This window comes from Sphingopyxis granuli (assembly GCF_001559015.1).
In the GTDB taxonomy this organism is placed as follows: Bacteria; Pseudomonadota; Alphaproteobacteria; order Sphingomonadales; family Sphingomonadaceae; genus Sphingopyxis; species Sphingopyxis granuli.
The window spans coordinates 609,218-626,733 of the sequence record NZ_CP012199.1; the positions used below are offsets into that span (position 1 = coordinate 609,218).

At 62.0% G+C, this 17,516-nt stretch carries 11 protein-coding genes; 9 read left to right on the top strand and 2 right to left on the bottom strand.

Translation table 11 applies throughout. The annotated features are described in order from the left end of the window. Positions 1-158 precede the first annotated feature (158 nt). The 4 genes from SGRAN_RS21460 (at position 159) to SGRAN_RS21465 (ending at position 10,316) form a co-directional block, all read left to right on the top strand. Positions 159-1,172 carry a universal stress protein gene (locus SGRAN_RS21460; protein ID WP_013846856.1) on the top strand — a complete coding sequence of 338 codons (1,014 nt, stop codon included), beginning with the start codon at positions 159-161 and terminating at the stop codon, positions 1,170-1,172. Positions 1,173-1,175: 3 nt separating this feature from the next. After that, entirely contained in the window at positions 1,176-9,587 is an 8,412-nt protein-coding gene (locus SGRAN_RS02900) for a GH36-type glycosyl hydrolase domain-containing protein (RefSeq protein ID WP_030090319.1), read from the top strand. A gap of 111 nt (positions 9,588-9,698) precedes the next feature. Then, positions 9,699-9,935, top strand: a complete 237-nt coding sequence (locus SGRAN_RS02905) for a hypothetical protein (RefSeq protein WP_013846854.1) — start codon at positions 9,699-9,701, stop codon at positions 9,933-9,935. 54 nt (positions 9,936-9,989) lie between these two features. Next, positions 9,990-10,316, top strand: a complete 327-nt coding sequence (locus SGRAN_RS21465) for a TraR/DksA family transcriptional regulator (RefSeq protein ID WP_013846853.1) — start codon at positions 9,990-9,992, stop codon at positions 10,314-10,316. A 72-nt stretch (positions 10,317-10,388) separates the two neighbouring features. Here the strand turns inward: SGRAN_RS21465 and SGRAN_RS02915 are convergent, their stop codons facing one another. Next, positions 10,389-11,849 carry a bifunctional aminoglycoside phosphotransferase/ATP-binding protein gene (locus SGRAN_RS02915; RefSeq protein ID WP_119034650.1) on the bottom strand — a complete coding sequence of 487 codons (1,461 nt, stop codon included), beginning with the start codon at positions 11,847-11,849 and terminating at the stop codon, positions 10,389-10,391. A gap of 100 nt (positions 11,850-11,949) precedes the next feature. Then, positions 11,950-12,444 carry an Hsp20/alpha crystallin family protein gene (locus tag SGRAN_RS02920; RefSeq protein ID WP_013846851.1) on the bottom strand — a complete coding sequence of 165 codons (495 nt, stop codon included), beginning with the start codon at positions 12,442-12,444 and terminating at the stop codon, positions 11,950-11,952. A gap of 539 nt (positions 12,445-12,983) precedes the next feature. Here SGRAN_RS02920 and SGRAN_RS02925 point away from each other — a divergent pair. The 5 genes from SGRAN_RS02925 to SGRAN_RS02945 all read left to right on the top strand — a co-directional run bounded on the left by SGRAN_RS02925 (position 12,984) and on the right by SGRAN_RS02945 (position 17,402). Beyond that, the gene (locus SGRAN_RS02925; RefSeq protein WP_013846850.1) at positions 12,984-14,807 is read left to right on the top strand and encodes a PAS domain-containing sensor histidine kinase; all 1,824 of its coding nucleotides are present in this window, start codon (positions 12,984-12,986) and stop codon (positions 14,805-14,807) included. Next, positions 14,797-15,411, top strand: coding sequence for a response regulator transcription factor (locus SGRAN_RS02930; RefSeq protein WP_013846849.1), 615 nt, complete (start codon positions 14,797-14,799; stop codon positions 15,409-15,411). The genes SGRAN_RS02925 and SGRAN_RS02930 overlap by 11 nt, the downstream gene beginning before the upstream one ends. A gap of 62 nt (positions 15,412-15,473) precedes the next feature. Beyond that, entirely contained in the window at positions 15,474-15,905 is a 432-nt protein-coding gene (locus tag SGRAN_RS02935; RefSeq protein WP_013846848.1) for a response regulator transcription factor, read from the top strand. 47 nt (positions 15,906-15,952) lie between these two features. Then, positions 15,953-16,363, top strand: coding sequence for a group II truncated hemoglobin (locus tag SGRAN_RS02940; protein ID WP_013846847.1), 411 nt, complete (start codon positions 15,953-15,955; stop codon positions 16,361-16,363). 31 nt (positions 16,364-16,394) lie between these two features. Next, entirely contained in the window at positions 16,395-17,402 is a 1,008-nt protein-coding gene (locus tag SGRAN_RS02945; protein WP_013846846.1) for a zinc-dependent alcohol dehydrogenase family protein, read from the top strand. Positions 17,403-17,516: the final 114 nt, after the last annotated feature.

Below are 17,516 nucleotides of genomic sequence, written 5' to 3' on the forward strand. Positions count from 1 at the left end.
ATTCGTAAAAGCCCTAATGGCCCCATCCTGGAACCGCCGATAGCCTTTGAGTGCTGGCTGGAATCGGGGAACAGGGTCCGGCCAGATGACGTTGATAGCAACAGTCGGAATGAGCGCCGCCGGTAGCGGGGAGACGGACGGCAACAGGAGGTTTTCCTATGTCTGCCGTATCTGCCTTTCCATCCTTCTCCCAGCCCCGAATGTCCGCGAAGACATCCGGCGTCGTCGCGTGCATCGATTGCACCGATCGCAACGCGTGGATCTATCCACACGCTCTTGCTCTGGCTTCAACGCTCGACGTTCCGGTAACGCTGCTTCAGGTCTTGGACAGAGACGCGTCGCCCGACGCACGGCCTGACCCCATCGAGTGCAATCTTCGTCGCCGCGAGGCCATGCGGGTGCTCGATCGTTGTGCTGCGACGATCGAACCGTCCTCATCTCAAACGACCATTGAGCTCGCAGAAGGACCGGCGGCGGAGGAAATCTGCCGGTACGTGCGGGAGTGTGACGAAGGGATGGTCGTGCTGGGCAGGCGCGGACGAAAGGAAGCCGGCCGCGACGGCGTCGGGGGCACAGTCCACAAGGTGCTGTCCCAGGCACCAGGCCCTGTCCTGCTTGTTCCGGTGGAAGCGCCCGTCCCGGGTTCGGCCTATCGACGGATCGTGGTGCCGCTCGATGGCTCGCGCTGGGCCGAAAGCGTGCTGCCCCTTGCGGTGCGCCTCGCGAAGGCAGCCGACGCTGAGCTGCTGCTCGTTCATGTCGTCCCCACGCCCGAAATGATCCAGGCGCGACCCCTGGAAACCGAAGACGAGACGCTGCGCGAAAACCTGATCGAACGCAACGAGCAGGCCGCGCGCAGCTATCTGGATCGGACCAGGTCCAATCTTTCGGCGATGGGCCTTCGCGCTCGCGCGATTGTCATCCGTGGCGGCGACGTTCGCGACACGCTTTGCGCGTTGATCGATCGCGAAGCGGCTGATCTCGCGGTGATGTCCGCACGCGGGCACGGGCATCAGCATGTCAGGGACGTCCCGTACGGAACGGTTGCCTCCTATCTGATGGCCCATTGCAGTGTCCCGATGCTCGTCCTGCCTTCGGCGAGTCGCAAGGCGCAAATGACTTCGCCTGCCGCCAGCCAGAGCGTGAGATTGCCAACGGCCATTCAGGTCTGATTGATGGCCGATTATGAGGAGCGCGATCCGCTCGCCGGGGCGGCGGAGGAGGTCGCCGACCGTCATCGCCTGACAGGACTGCTCGGCAAGTCGGTGCCGCTGCCCGCATGGGCGCATCTCGAGGAGATGAAGACCTGGCTGAGGCAGGCCCGACAGGCGGCCGCCAAGGCCGACAAGCGCGCAGGCGCCGCGGCTGAATGGCTGCTCGACAACGATTATCAGATACAACGCGCCATCCTGCAGATCCGCGAGGATCTTCCCGGAGAGTTCTACGCGAAACTTCCGGCGATCTCCGGGGACGGGCTCGGTCGCCCTCGCGTGCATCAGCTTGCCCATGCCTTGCTGCAGGCTTCTCACCTGCAGGTCTCGCTGAATGGCGCGGTGCTGTTCGTAGAGCAATATCAAAAGAAGATGCCGCTCAGCATCGCCGAGACCTGGGCCTTCCCGACCATGCTGCGCATAGTCTGCCTGGAATTGCTCATCGGAGGTTTCAGCCACCTCTTCCCGGAGGTCGAGCCGCCCTTTGAGATCGTCGAGACGCCCGACACGGCGATGGTTGGTTTTGACGATACGGAATGCGTCGCGCGCGCAATCGCGAACCTTGGCGTGATCGCGACGATTCAATGGAACGACTTCTTCGATCGAACGAGCCAGGTCGAAGCCATCCTCCGGCGCGACCCGGCAGGCGTCTATCCACATATGGACTTCGATACGCGCGATCGATATCGCCATGCGGTCGAGCAGCTTGCCGACCAGTCGGGACTCCCGGAATGGGATGTCGCCGAGCGTGCCTTGCGCCAGTGCTATAGCAGCGACGAAGCGCCATCGGGCCATGTAGGCTTCTGGCTCATCGATATCGGACGGCCTGCCTTTGCCGACGCGATCGATCCTCGTCCATGGACGCCGGGCTCGATATTGCGACGCGCGCTGCGTTATCCAGGCCTGCTTTATGCAGCCGCCTTGCTGCTCGCGGGCCTTGCGGGCTTTGCTCTACCCGCAGCCTATCTGGTTTCCACCGGCGCCACCGCCGGATCCTGGCTTCTAGGGATCGCGCTCACCCTGCTACCCGCATCGATCCTGAGCATCACCTTCGTCAATTGGCTCGTGACCCACATCGTTCGGCCGAACGTACTCCCCAAGCTCGATTTCAAGGACGGCATCCCCGAAAGTTCGGCGACGGCAGTCGTGATGCCTGTCTTGGTCGCGCGATTGTCGGATATCGCGCCGCTGCTTCGGCGCCTGGAGGCACACCGCCTTTCCAATCCCGATGCCGCGCTCGAATTCGTGCTGCTCAGCGATTTCGCCGATGCGTCACAGGAAAGTGTCTCGGTCGATGCCGATATCGTTCGCGCGCTGACCAGCGGGATCGAGGAACTCAACGCGCGCTTTGCCAATGCCAAGGGACATGGGCCGTTCCATTTGCTGCATCGGCCACGACGGTTCAACGCGGCCCAGGGCTGCTGGATGGGCTGGGAGCGAAAGCGCGGAAAGCTTGAGCAGTTCAACGCCTTCATCCTGAACGGAGATGCGTCCCCCTTCAATGTGACCGTCGGTAGCATCGAACGGTTGCGGCGATGCCGTTTCGTGATGACGGCCGATGCCGATACCAGGTTGTCGGCCGGCATCGTCCGGCGACTGGTGGGGACGCTATCTCATCCCCTTAACCGCGCCCACTTCAACGCTGCGACCGGCGCGGTCGAACGAGGATATACGGTTCTTCAGCCGCGCGTTGAGCTGGCGCCGGAAGCGACCGGCCAATCCTTGTTTTCGCGCCTCTATGGCGGTGACACGACCATCGATATCTATTCGCGCGCCGTATCCGACGTCTATCAGGATCTGCTCGGCACAGGCGTCTACGTGGGCAAGGGCCTCTATGATGTGGCGGCCTTTCATCGGAGCCTCGAAGGGCGCGTTCCCGAGAATACACTTCTCAGCCATGACCTGTTCGAAGGACTGCACGGGCGAGCGGCGCTGGTCAGCGATGCGATCGTTTATGAGAGCTTCCCGACCAGCTATCTCGACTTCACCTGGCGCTGGCACAGATGGGTCCGTGGGGACTGGCAGATCCTGCCATGGCTCTTTCCCTTCGTGCCCGGCGGCGATGGCCGATGGCTGCGCAACCGGCTCGGCTGGTTCGATCGGCTGAAGATATTCGACAATTTGCGGCGCAGCATAATTCCAGCGAGTATTGTGGCGCTGCTGGTGGGTGGATGGTTTCTTCTCCATGGGCAGCCCTGGGTCTGGACCTTGCTTGCCGTCATCGCGCCCGGTGCATATCTCTTTACGGACCTCGTGACCGGCCTCGCGCAGGGCCGCCGCCGCGGCGTCATGCAGAACCTGCTGCGACGTCTGGCGGATCACGCGGGTCGCTGGTTTCTCGCTATCGTCTTTCTCGTCAGTGACGCGATGATAGCGCTGCATGCCATTGCCATCACCCTATGGCGTCTCCATTCGGGCCAAAGAAAGCTCGAATGGACGTCGGCCGCCCACATGGCGACGCGCAACGCGGCGCGACATCCGCGACTGGCGGCATGGCGTGACATGGCCGCCTCTCCGGTGTTCGCGCTGATCATCGGCGCGGGTCTGTTCCTTGCGGCGCCCGCTTCCCTGCCTGTCGCGGCTCCCCTGCTGCTGCTCTGGTTCATTGCGCCTGAGATCGCGATCCGGATCAGCCGTCCGATTGAGCCGGCAAAGGACACGCTGTCCGAAAACGATCGAAAGTTCCTGAGACTGATGGCGCGGCGCACCTGGCTCTTTTTCGAGACCTTTGTGCGCCCCGAGGACAACTGGCTGCCACCCGATAACTATCAGGAGCCGCCCGACGAGGAAATCGCGCACCGAACCTCGCCGACCAACATCGGAATGATGATGGTATCGGTCCTCACTGCCTGGCGCCTCGGACATATCGGCCTCAACGAGGTTGCGACACGGCTTCACAACACGCTCGATACGTTGGATCGCCTGGACCGCTACCGCGGCCATATTCTCAACTGGTACGAGACGAGAACGCTCGCGGCCCTGGAGCCCCGATATGTTTCGACCGTCGACAGCGGAAATCTCGCGGTCAGTCTGATCACCGTCGCGCGAGCCCTTCAGGAAGCCAGAAGCTTGCCACCGGTCGCCACGGATTTGTGGCGAGGGTTTGACGACAATATCGAGTTGCTCGCCGAAGCGATTGCGACGATCGACCTCGAAGCGGCCTCCGCCGCCGGCTCGATCCTTGAGGCTATGCGGGAAACCGCCCGCAGGATTGAGGAAGGGAGGCAAGACTGGGCCGAGAGGATCGACGATCTCCTGTCGATCGATCTTCCTCGCCTGCGCGAGCAGATTACCCTGATGGCCGAAAGCGTCGGCGAGGATGAAATCGCCTCCCTGCGGAATGTCCAAGCCTGGCTGGAGCGGCTCGAACATCATCTGTCCGGCATGCGGCGAGACCTTCGGCTGTTCTCGCCCTGGTGGGAGACGCTCGCGGCGCATCCGGCAGAGTGTTCGAACGTCGCGGCAAAAGTCGCCGACCTGTTGGCGAACGACCGGCTGCCGTCCACGCACGCGGGCGCCGCGGCAGCAATTGGCGTCCTCAATGCGGCGAGAGACCAGCTACCGGCGGAAAGCCGGCAATGGGCGCACGATCTCCAGGCGGCGATCGAGGAAGGCCAGGCGGCCCGGCAAGCGCTTCATGACCGCCTCGATGACCTCTCCAGTCGCGCTAACGCCGCCGCGCACGCCATGGACTTCTCGTTCCTGTTCGATGCCGGCAGCCGGCTCTTTCATATCGGCTACAATGTGAGCGCCGATCGAATAGATCCGCACCACTACGATCTGCTCGCCAGCGAAGCACGCCTCGCCAGCTTTTTCGCCATCGCGAAGGGCGACATAGAGCCTCTGCACTGGTTCCATCTCGGGCGGCCCATCACCAAGCAGCACGCAGGCCTGGCGTTGATATCGTGGAACGGCTCGATGTTCGAATATCTGATGCCGAACATCTTCCTGCAGAGCGATCCCCAAACCCTGCTCGGAATGAGTGACCGGACCGCGATTGCTATCCAGATCGCATTCGGGCGGTCACATGATATGCCTTGGGGTATTTCGGAGTCGTCCTTCGCATCGATGGGCGAGGACCGCGTCTACCGATATCACGCATTCGGCGTCCCTGCGCTCGGCCTCCAGCGAGGTCTGGGGCGCGATCTGGTTATCAGCCCCTATGCGACGGCGCTGGCGCTGACGATCCGGCCCGCGCTGGCGACGCGCAACCTTCAAACTCTGGCGGATCTTGGCCTCATCGGCCGATACGGATTTTTCGAAGCGGTCGACTTCACGCCCGAGCGGGCGCCTGACGGTGAACGCTTTGCCGTCGTGCGCTCCTACATGGCTCATCATCATGGCATGAGCCTTGCCGCGCTCGGAAACGCGTTGTGCGATGACATGCTCGTGCGCTGGTTCCACACCGATCCTCATATCCGCACCGTCGACCTGCTCCTTAACGAAAGGATTCCATGGGAGCTGCCGCCCGAGATCGCGCGGCTTGAGGTTCGTGAGCCACAGCCGGAACCCGACGAACTGATTCCGGGCCTTTACGGCTGGGCACCCACTCGGCGCCGTGGGGAGCACGCGTGGCAGATTCTCGGCAATGGCCGGCTTTCGAGCCGCATTCGGACAGACGGTGCAGGTGGGCTGAGCTGGAACCAGCATGCCCTGACCCGTGGGGACGCAGGTTTCTGGATCTATCTGCACGACCGGGATGCAGATGTTACCTGGTCGGCAACGGGCGGCCCCTTTTCTCGACCCGAAGACGCGCCGGAGGTGATCTTCCAAGCGCATCAGGTGGAGTTCCACCAGCGCGCCCACGGCTTGTCGGTCACGACAACGATCAATGTCGCCAATGCCGACGACCTGGAGATCCGGCGTGTCGCTCTTGTCAATGATAGCGATAAGCCCCGGACCATCGAAGTCACGGGCTACGCGCAGATCGTTCTGGCTCCGGCCCAGGACGCGGCGCGCCACCCTGCCTTCAGCAAGCTGTTCGTGGGGGCGGAAGCCTTGCCTGGCAATGACGGCCTGCTTTTCACGCGGCGGCCGCGCAGTTCGGCGGAACGTCCGCCCGTCCTGCTGACCCGTGTGATCGGGGATGAAGATGGCGTTACCCTGCTCGGTCTCGAAGCCGATCGCAGCGCTTTCATCGGACGATATGGGTGCCCCAGGCGGCCCGCATTGTTGACCGGGGAACTGCCTGGTGGCCCGCTCGGCTGGACGCTTGATCCGATCTGCGCGATCAGGATGACGGTGGAACTGCCTCCGCGCGCGCGACGTGAATTCGCCTTCGTCACCATTGCGGCTGGATCCCGGCAATCGGCCCTCGAACTTGCCGAGCGCTTTACCACCCTGCCGTCACTCGACTGGGCTGTGAGCGATACGGCAAGTGCGGCGGCGCGCGAGATGCACAAGCTGGGCCTGCAGCCGCACATCGTGCCGCAGGCGCAGGCGTTGCTGTCCACTCTTCTCACCAGAGCGGCAGAGCCGGGATCGGCCGGCGCGCGCACATTTCGGCGCGGGGACCTTTGGGCGCTCGGGATATCGGGCGACCATCCTATTTTGATGCTGCGTTCCGGAACCGCGGAGCAGCAGGACCTGCTTCGACAGCTTCTCTCCTTCCACAAGCTCATGCGGCAGCGTGGTATGCCGATCGACCTGGTGGTGACGCATGAAGGAACGTCGGGCTATATCGAGCCCGTCCGCGAGCGTCTTCTGGAAGTGCTGAAGGATGCCGGGCTACAGGATCGCCTTGGCACCCATGCCGGGATACACCTCGTCGGCATCGGTCCATCCGATGGCGAGCGGGCGGCGCTTCTCGATCAGGTTGCCCGCCTCATCCTTGACGAAGCCGGCGGCAGCCTAGTCGACCAGCTTGCGCGATACGACCAGCCGCCGCATCCGGGCCCGCTGTTCGCGCCGGTCGGGGCGAACTCCGGTACAATCATGACGGCGCCCGTACCGCGCCCGGCTGATCTGCAATTCGATAATGGGTGGGGAGGCTTCGATCCGGATACGGGCGACTATACTATCTATCTGGAACCCGGTGCGCCGACCCCTGCGCCCTGGGCCAACGTCCTCGCCAACGACGGCTTCGGGACGATCGTGACCGAGGGCGGTCTGGGCTTCACCTGGGCGATAAACAGTGGTGAAAACCGTCTCACGCCGTGGTTCAACGACCCTGTCGAAGATCCTCAAGGCGAACGCCTTTATCTGCGCGATGAGGAAAACGCACGGCTCTGGACGCCGACGCCGCTTCCGGCCGGTGGAGACACGGCATGCCGCATCGATCACGGCCCCGACCGTACGTCCTGGCACCGGCATAGCGAAGGCCTTGAACAGGAGCTCTCCGTCATCGTGCCGACGCACGACACCGTGAAGCTTGTCCGGCTTCGCTTGCGTAATCAGTTGCCGCGTCCGCGCCGGATCACGGCTACCTACTATGCCGAATGGCTGATGGGCGCTGTGCAAGGAGAACAGGCGCCCCTGCGCCGCTCATTCTATGATCCGATCTCGCACGCGATTCTCGGCCAAAATCCCTGGACCGACGAATTTGCCGACCGCATCTCCTTTCTTGCTTCGACACTTCCGGTCCACACGCTCACCACCTCACGCTACGATTTTCACGGCGATGACGCCGACCCCACCAGTCCCCTCGGACTTCTGAACTGGGATCTTGGTCACCGGCAGCATGCTGCCGGTGACGACTGCTGCGCCGCCCTGCAGGTCCATCTTGATATCCCGGCTGAAGGAACCGCAGAAGTTTGCTTTGTGCTGGGGCAGGGCGACGACCTGGATCACGCGCGTGACCTTGTCCGTCGCTGGCAGGACCCATCGGCCTTCGAGACCGCGGCGCGGGAGTGTGCCGGTTTCTGGAAGGACAGGCTGGACGCGGTGCAGGTCAAGACGCCCGATCCCGCCTTTGACCTGATGGTCAACCGGTGGCTGCCGCACCAGTCGCTCAGCGCCCGCATCCGCGCTCGCGCGGGCTTTTATCAGGCGAGCGGCGCTTTCGGTTTTCGCGACCAGCTGCAGGATGTTCTGGCACAGATCCATGCCGATCCGAATGCAACACGGCAGCATATCCTTGCCGCGGCTGCCCATCAGTTCGAGGAAGGCGACGTGCTGCATTGGTGGCATCCGCCATTGGATCGCGGCGTCCGCACGCGCTGCTCGGACGATCTGGTCTGGCTACCGTACGCCGTTGCTCATTATGTTGAGGCGACCGGAGACAAAACCATCCTGAGCGAGCTGGTTCCTTTTCTGCGGGCGCCCCCGCTCACGGCCGAAGAAACCGATCGCTATGCGCGTTTCGAGGTGAGTGACTACACGCAATCCCTGTTCGTTCATTGCGAGCGCGCGCTTTCCCACGCCTACCGCCTCGGGTCTCATGGCCTCCCGCTGATTGGTGCAGGGGACTGGAATGACGGCATGGATCGCGTGGGCAACCGGGGGCATGGCGAAAGCATATGGCTCGCCTGGTTTCTCATCGCGACCATCCGAAATTTCACGCGTCATTGTGTGGATGCGGACCGGAACGAGTTCCGCGACCATTGGAACGGCCGCGCAGAGACGCTTGCGGCCGCGGTGGAACGGTCGGGGTGGGATGGCGAATGGTATTTGCGCGCATTCGACGACGACGGCCGTCCATGGGGCGCGTCGGAAGAACAGGAATGCCGCATCGATTCCATCGCGCAGTCGTGGTCCGTATTGTCGGGTGCCGGCAAGGTCGAGCGTACCCGATCGGCGCTCGCTTCGGCCAGACGATATCTGGTTCGGGATGACGACAGTCTCGTGCGTCTGCTGGATCCGCCCTTTGACCGCACGCCGCGTGAGCCGGGTTATATCAAGGCCTATCCGCCGGGAATTCGCGAGAATGGAGGCCAGTATACCCACGCGGCAAGCTGGCTCGCGCTCGCGTTCGCGCGCACGGGGGATGGTGATGGGGCCAAGGCGCTCTTCGACCGAATCAATCCTATTCAGCATGCCGCGACGGCTCGCAGCGCCGCCCATTATCGAACCGAGCCTTATGTCGTGGCGGCTGACATTGCCGGCATGGAGCCCCACCTCGGCCGAGGTGGCTGGACCTGGTACACGGGTGCCGCAGCCTGGACATGGCGGTTGGCGGTAGAGGAGATTCTTGGCGTTCGGCTCGTGGGCGGCGAACTTCAGGTGCGCCCCGTCTTGCCCAGGGACTGGGAGAGCGTCGAATTGACCCTGCGGCGAGGCCGTGGGTCTATTCATGTGACGATCGAGACGGATGATACTCTGGAGAGCGAAGAACCGGTAATCGAGGTTGAAGGGACGCTCTGGGACGCACGCGGAATCCCGTTCCCCGAGAACGATCATACGCGGATAGTCGTCGTGCGGGTTGCGCAGCGAGCCTGAAGAGCAATCCAGGACCGGGGCCAACGTGTATCCGGTGCTTTACGTAGCGCCCAGTGCTTCAGGCTCGGCTACAGGAACACTTCTCAACACCTTGTTGCCGGGGAGCGACCGATGAGCACCATTGAAGAACTTAAGGCTGATCTTGCCAAGCTCCGGGACGAAGCCAAGGTCCAGGTGCATCTGGGCGCGATGGAAGCTCGCGAGGAGTGGGACGAGCTCGAAACCAAATGGCACCATTTCGTTGCAGAAGCTCGCCTTCAGGAGAGCGGCGGTAACATCAAGGCCGCGCTCCAGGTGCTCGCTGATGAACTTCGTTCGGCTTACCTGCGTCTGAAGAAGGCGCTATAAATCTGCACCGAACCCCAAGCCGATTTCGGTACCTACTGTTCTGAAGGAATCTCCGTGACTGACACAGCCGCCATAGAAGAGCGCCTGACAGAGCGACTGTCGGAACTTCGCGCTCGGCTGACGCGAGTGAATGCGGATCTGGCTGAGCCCCTTAATGCGGACTCATCGGAACAGGCCGTCGAAGTCGAAGATGATGCGGGTCTGGAAGCCGAGGCAAGCTTGATCGTGCGGGAGGCCGCTTCGATCGATCGTGCCCTGGAGCGAATTGCGAAGGGCACCTATGGCGAATGCGTTCGTTGTGGGTCGCAGATTGCACCGGCTCGGCTGGATGCACGGCCGGAGGCAGCATTGTGCATCGATTGCGCGCGCGCCGAACAATGATCGGCATCGCGACCTCACCGGATGGAGAATCCCTTCGGCTGGGGCGACATGCGCGGCCTGCATCATTCCCCGTCACAAATGGCGAACATCCAGGACGTCCATGACTTGCGTTGCGACCGTCTTGCGGTCATCCGCCGCGTTGACGCGGTGCCAGTCGATCTCACCCAGATCATAGCGAGTCTGCAATTCGACAACGGCGCCGTTGGCGTCGGAAGCGTCATGTGTCCGGGCGGATACCCTCGCCGTCAGCATATCGGGTGATGCGTCGAGCCATATCCCATCGAACCGCACATCTCGTCGCAGTGCGACCTGATGGATCTCCGTGCGCTCTTCAGGCTTCGCATGGACAGCGTCGGCCACCACCGAATGCCCGGCGTAAAGCATGTGTCCCGCCAGCCGTCTCAGCTCTGTGTAAATCGCTGCGTTCGCGGACAGGGTATATGCGTCTTTGGGAAGCGGCGATTCTGGCGGCACGCCGGCAAGTCGCTTCCGCAGCACATCGGATCTCAGAATACGCGCGCCTGGAACCTCGCCGAGGGAATGGCCGATCAGTTTCGCTATTGTGGACTTGCCGGATCCGGAAAGCCCGCCAATGGCGACGAGCCGCGCGGGCACCGGTTCGAGCACTGCGCGCGCCAGCGTCAGATAGGCGCTGGCCTTTTGGGTCAGAGCTTCGTCTGAACCATCGCTCGCCTGTGCGGCCGATGTATGGGCGCGAATCCCGGCTCGGATCGAAAGAAACAACGGCACAAGGGCCACGCCGGCATCGTCCTGAGGGGAAATGTCCAGATAGCGATTGAACAGGGCATTCGCTTCGCAATGAAGGCCGCGGCCCCATAAATCCATGAGTAGGAACGCAAGGTCGTAAAGGACATCGCCGGTCGCAAGTTCGGGACTGAATTCCAGGCAGTCGAACAGGACGGGGCTCCCGTCGATCACGGCAATGTTACCCAGATGCAGATCGCCATGGCCATGTCTCACGCGCCCGCTTCGCGCACGTGAATCGAGCAGATCGGAGTGCTGGGCCAGCAGGGCGACTTGCCTGTCGATCAGGTCTCTCACGAGCCGAGCGGGAAGAATGTCGGGGAATCGAGCCATGCTTCGATCATTCCCGGCAATGACGGCTTCCAAACGGCTGCGCCCCGATCCGGACAGGCACGTCTCGGCGCCATCATGAAATGCCTTGATCCGGTCTGCGAGCTGCGTGATCAGCACATCGGTCAGGCCACCTTGGGTTGCCACATGATCGAGCAAGGCGTCATCGGGAAAGCGGCGCATCTCCAGAAGCCAATCGACAGGTTCTCCGTCGCCATCGAGGTTCAGGCAGCCCGCCGAATTCTTGGATACCGGGCGAACCGCCAGGTAGAGTTCCGGCGCGGTCCTGCGATTAAGCCGTAGCTCCGCTTCCAGGGCGGCGCGGCGTCTATCGGCGGTTGAAAAATCCAGATAGTCGAACTGGACGGCACGCTTGAGCTTCCATGCGCGATCGCCGACGAGGAATAGACGCGCCGCATGCGTGTCGATCCGACGCATGGGCTCTCCAGAGCCGAAGGCTCGTCCCTCGAGAAGGGTTATGACGTCGGCTTGCGGGTCTGCGTGGTGCCGAGGTCCCGTCGAAGCCTCCGGCAAACTGCTATGCCTGCCCGATTTCGATCTTCCGACTCCGCGCTGGCGCATTTTCATCCTTGGTCAGTGTGACGGTGAGGACACCATCCTTGAATGCAGCGGTGATCGCGTTCGGGTCAACGTCGCTGGGCAAGGATACCTGGCGCCGGAAGGAGCCATATCGCCGTTCGCTGAATACATAGCCCTTGTCCTTGCGTTCGGTCTCCTCCTTCTTTTCGCCGGCTATCGTCAGGAGACCGTCAGCGACGCTGATATCGATATCATCATCGGACAGGCCAGGGAGCTCGGCGGTGAGGCGATAGGCCTTGTCCTCATCGACAAGTTCAACAGCCGGAACTGGCGCGATTGAAGATCGATTGCCGACACCGAACAGACTGGCGGCGGGGCGGCCAAAATCTTCGAAGAGGCGGTCAATCTCCGTGCGAAGCCAATCAACCGGATGATCGAGAATTGGGCTGATCGGATTGGCCTTGGACGTGGTCGCTGGAACCTGATCATTCATGGCGGACCTCCTGCGAAATGAATGCTCGAGGTCCGGATTGGGCGGGGGGGATGGCCGATGAATCAGGCCAACAGCGATCCGGCCCTCGAGCGAGGAGGAGGCTATGCGGTTGCCTGGGTGGGCTCTATCCGGAAAGTTACTGAGGGGCGTTTGGGGCGCTCACCATCTCACAATGGACCCGCGGGTCCATTGGTTCAGGTAGCAGCGCGCAAGTCGCACGGATGATGACAATCCGAAGAGCCCGGCCTAAAGAACGCCGACGGTTTGAAGCTCGTGGATGCGACGGTCTGGACATGTTTCCAGCGCTGAACTCCAAAGCAAGTAACATCATCGTTGAGATGGTTGCCAATTTTAATGGATCGCACGAGGCGCTGTTGATAGGCTTGAGACAGAAAGGGGTATCAGCGCTTGCTGCTTCCTTCTGACGACGAAGAGGCAGAGTCATCATTAAAACCGCTCCGCGATCCGGGAAATTCCTCCATTCATGGCAAGCGGGTGCCATTGCGCCACTGGTTGACCGTTCGATCCATGCCCGGCTTTTGACCGCGTCCCTTGCGGGACTGGCTATCGCCGTCATCGCGGTGGTCACACGATGGCAGCTTGGCCGGCAGATCGACGAGAGCGTTCATTATTTCGTCTCTCTCGGCGTGGCCGGTATGGTGCTCGTGGCGCTCAGGCCGGATATCGTGGTGTTGGCGGGCGTCACGCTCGTTACCCTTACGACGCTCGCAATCGTTGACGGTTGGCCGACCGTGGCAGAACAGTGGGTTGCCCTGTTCCTGTTTCTCGCCGCCATGGCTCTGCTTTGGCGGAATCACCATCGTACTCTCTCACGCGCTCGCGATCTCGCGGACGGGACGAGGATGCTGGCCGCAGAACTGAACCTGCTCATCGATGGGGCGGAAGATTATGCGATCTATATGCTCGATGCTGAAGGACGGGTCACGATCTGGAACGGGGGCGCCGAGCGTCTGAAAGGCTGGACAGAGGCCGAGATGGCCGGCCAGCTTACAGATCGGTTTTATCCGGCCGATGTCGTCGCCAGCGGCAAGCCGACGTCCTTGCTTGCCGAAGCACAACACCGTGGCAAGATCGAGATCGACGAGTGGCAGATTCGTAAGGATGGCAGTGAGTTTCTGGCTCACATTTCCATCACCGCGTTGAAAAAACCCGACGGATCGTTGGGCGGTTTCGCGACAATTGTCCACGACATCACCGACCAGCGAGCAACGCTGAGCTCTCTTCGCAACAGTGAAGCGCATCTTCGTTCGATTTTGTCGACGGTCCCCGATGCAATGATCGTCATCGATGAAGGCGGCACGATGGTGTCGTTCAGCACGGCGGCCGAGCGTTTGTTCGGTTACACTCAGGAGGAAGTCCTGGGTTCCAATGTCAGCATGTTGATGCCCTCGCCTTATCGCGAACGCCATGACGGTTTTCTCGAGCGCTATCTGCGTACAGGAGAGAGGCGCATCATCGGGATCGGACGCGTGGTTTTTGCACTGCGAAAGGATGGGACGACCTTCCCGATGGAGTTGTCGGTTGGAGAAGCGGCCGGCGAGAGCCAGCGGCTGTTCACCGGCTTCATTCGCGATCTGACGGATCGCCAAAGGACACAGGAGCGGCTAGAGCAGCTTCAATCCGAACTGATCCACGTCGCGCGCGTCAGCGCGATGGGGACGATGGCGTCGACGCTCGCCCATGAGCTGAATCAGCCGATCACCGCCGTAGCCAACTATCTCGAAGCGGTCCGGGACCTGCTCGACCAGCCAGATCCCGATGATCTGCCCGACATCCGGGAGGCGCTGACAGACGCCGCGGGGGAAGCGATGCGCGCGGGTCATATCGTGCGCCGTTTGCGTGATTTCGTTGCCAGGGGGGAGGTCGAGAAGACTGTCGAGAACTTGCCCAACCTCATTAACGAAGCGGCTGCCTTCGGCCTGATGGGCGCGGGCGAGAAATCGATCGAAACCCGCATGGACATCGATCACGAAGCTGCGACGGTCCTCGTCGATAAGGTCCAGATCCAGCAGGTCCTCGTGAACTTGATCCGCAATGCGGTCGAGGCCATGAATGCGCGCGCCAGGCCTGTGCTCACCATCCGCACCGGTCCCGACCAGGCGGGTTTTGTGCGTGTCACGGTGTCCGATACCGGCACGGGAATGGCCCCCGAGGTCGCTGCCCAGCTCTTCAAGGCCTTTGTCAGCACCAAGTCGGACGGCATGGGGTTGGGTCTCTCGATTTGTCGAACGATTGTCGAAGCCAATGGCGGGCGCATCTGGATGGAGCCTGCGGAAGGGGGCGGCACGCAATTCCATTTCACACTGGTCAGGGCAGATAGGGAGCAATCTTATGGAGGATAAGCGGATCGTCCACATCGTCGACGATGAAGATGCAATCCGTCGATCTGCCGGTTTCATGCTCAAGAAATCAGGTTTCTCGGTCGAAACCTGGTCCTCCGGTGTTGAATTTCTGAAAGACGTGAGGAACGCGGCCGAGGGCTGCATTCTCCTCGATGTGCGTATGCCTCAGATGGATGGGCTCGAAGTCCAAAAGGAATTGAACGAACGCGGTATCGCGATGCCCGTCATCATCCTGACCGGGCATGGCGATGTGTCGATCGCTGTAAGCGCGATGAAGGCCGGCGCAGTCGACTTCATCGAGAAACCGTTCGAGAAGGCGGTGTTGCTCGCGGCTATTGAAAGTGCCTTCGAACGGCTTGCCGACGTTGAAGGCAGGGCAACCCGCGCCGCCGACGCAACGATCCGCATCGCCGCTCTGTCCGGGCGCGAACAGGATGTGCTCAAGGGGCTTGCGCGAGGACTGCCAAACAAGACGATCGCTTATGATCTTGGGATTTCGCCGCGCACCGTAGAGGTGCATCGCGCCAACCTCATGACCAAGCTGGGCGTTCGCAGCCTGTCGGAGGCGCTCCGTATCGCGTTTTCCGCGGGGATCACGGGCTGAGGATCGGGACACTTACGTAGCGACCCGGGGATCGTTTCCTGACATCGTCCGAGGGACCAGCAATGCCGCTGGGCCGATGGTGTGAGATGTCAGGCGAGAATATTGCGGCCCCGTTGCGGGAACGCCCGCGTCTTCTTCTGGTCGAGGATGACGCCGGTGTTCGCCGTTCACTGCAGCTTCTCTTTCGTGCGCAGGGTTTTGACGTCCGGGCCTATGCGGCTGGTGCGGCGCTTCTGGACGATCCGTTATCGGGGGATGCCTGCTGCTTCGTTGCTGATTTTCGATTGGAGCAGAGCGATGGCATCGAGGTGCTTTGCCGCCTGCGCGAACGTGGCTGGCCGGGTCCAGCCATACTCATCACCGCGTTCCCATCGGCCGAACTGACCGAGCGTGCCTTGGCGCAGGGGTTCGCCCAGGTTCTGGAAAAGCCCCTGCGGGAACATGCGCTGACTGGCGCGCTTGCCAGGCTGACGGGCGTGGGAAAGCGCATTTGAAACGACGCTCGACCAAAAGGGAGTGCGCAGCATAACAGGAGAAACGTGTGACAGCAGCGGAACAGAAACAGCAGGCGCCCTATGATCTGGTTGGAGGGGCCGTCGTCGTCCGGAATATCGTAGACCGCTTCTATGATCTGATGGATCAGGAGGACGCCTATCGGGAGTTGCGTGCGCTACACGCCCCGGAGTTGGGGCCGATGCGCGTTTCGCTTGCCGGTTTTCTCAACGCATGGCTGGGCGGACCGCGAGATTGGTTTGATGATCACCCTGGCGTTTGCATGATGTCGGCCCATGCGCGCCTGCCGATCACTGGTGAGACAGCGGATCAGTGGTGTGACGCGATGCGCCGCGCCATCGCTGATTCGACGGTAGATCCTGCCCTGGGCGTCAAGATGGCCGAAGCCTTGTCGAACATGGCGCAGGGCATGGCGGCGCGTGCCGCGTCGGCAGCGTGACCCCGCGGCGCGAACAGGCGAAGAAATCACTATGACCGAGATGTTCGCGATGCAGCTCGAAGCGGTCGGCACGCCGCTGCGGCTCGTTGCGCGACAGGTTCCAACGCCTGGTCGAGGCGAGCTTCTCATCGAGGTCGCTGCTTGCGGCGTCTGCCGAACCGATCTGCATATCGTCGATGGGGAGATCGAATCCCGCCTCCCCATCGTTCCCGGGCACGAAATTGTCGGCATCGTTGTTGCGGCGGGGGAAGGGGTCGCCGATGTCGCGATCGGTGATCGCGTCGGCGTTCCCTGGCTCGGACATAGCTGCGGCCATTGCGACTATTGCCGAACAGGTCATGAAAATCTGTGCGATAGTCCCGCATTCACGGGATGCACCCGGGATGGCGGTTATGCGACCCATACGGTTGCGGACGCTCGCTTCTGCTTCAGGATACCCGACGCCTTTTCCAATGAAGAAGCCGCGCCCTTGCTGTGCGCCGGGCTGATCGGCTGGCGGTCCCTGCGCGCTGCGGGGGAGGGAACGCGGATCGGTCTCTACGGATTTGGCGCCGCCGCGCATATCATCGCCCAGATTGCGCTGTGGCAGGGCCGGGCGGTTTATGCCTTTACCAGGGCGGGAGACGACGAGGGACAGGCTTTTGCGCGATCACTCGGCTGCGCCTGGGCCGGATCATCGGAGGATGACCCGCCCGTGGAACTCGATGCGGCGATCCTCTTTGCCCCCGTCGGTGATCTTGTTCCGCGCGCGCTGCGTGCAGTCCACAAGGGAGGCAGGGTGATCTGCGCAGGGATCCACATGAGCGACATTCCGTCGTTCCCCTATGCTGACCTCTGGGGTGAGCGAACCATTGCATCGGTGGCTAATCTGACCCGCGAAGACGGCACAAGCTTTTTCGAGATCGCGCAGAAAGCCAACGTCAAATCCGTGACGACGGTCTTTCCGCTGGCTCAAGCCAATGTCGCGCTTGAGCGGTTGCGCAGTGGCGCCGTTGTTGGAGCGGCCGTCCTGGTGCCATCGAACTACGCGAAGGCTTGAGTATGCACTCGCCGCGAAGCGCCCTCTTCACGGCCCCAGGGGCGAGTGCGCGTCACGCGGTGCCTCTGTAAAGTTACGGAGTGCGGTCATCAATGGCCGGGGCCATGATGCGAT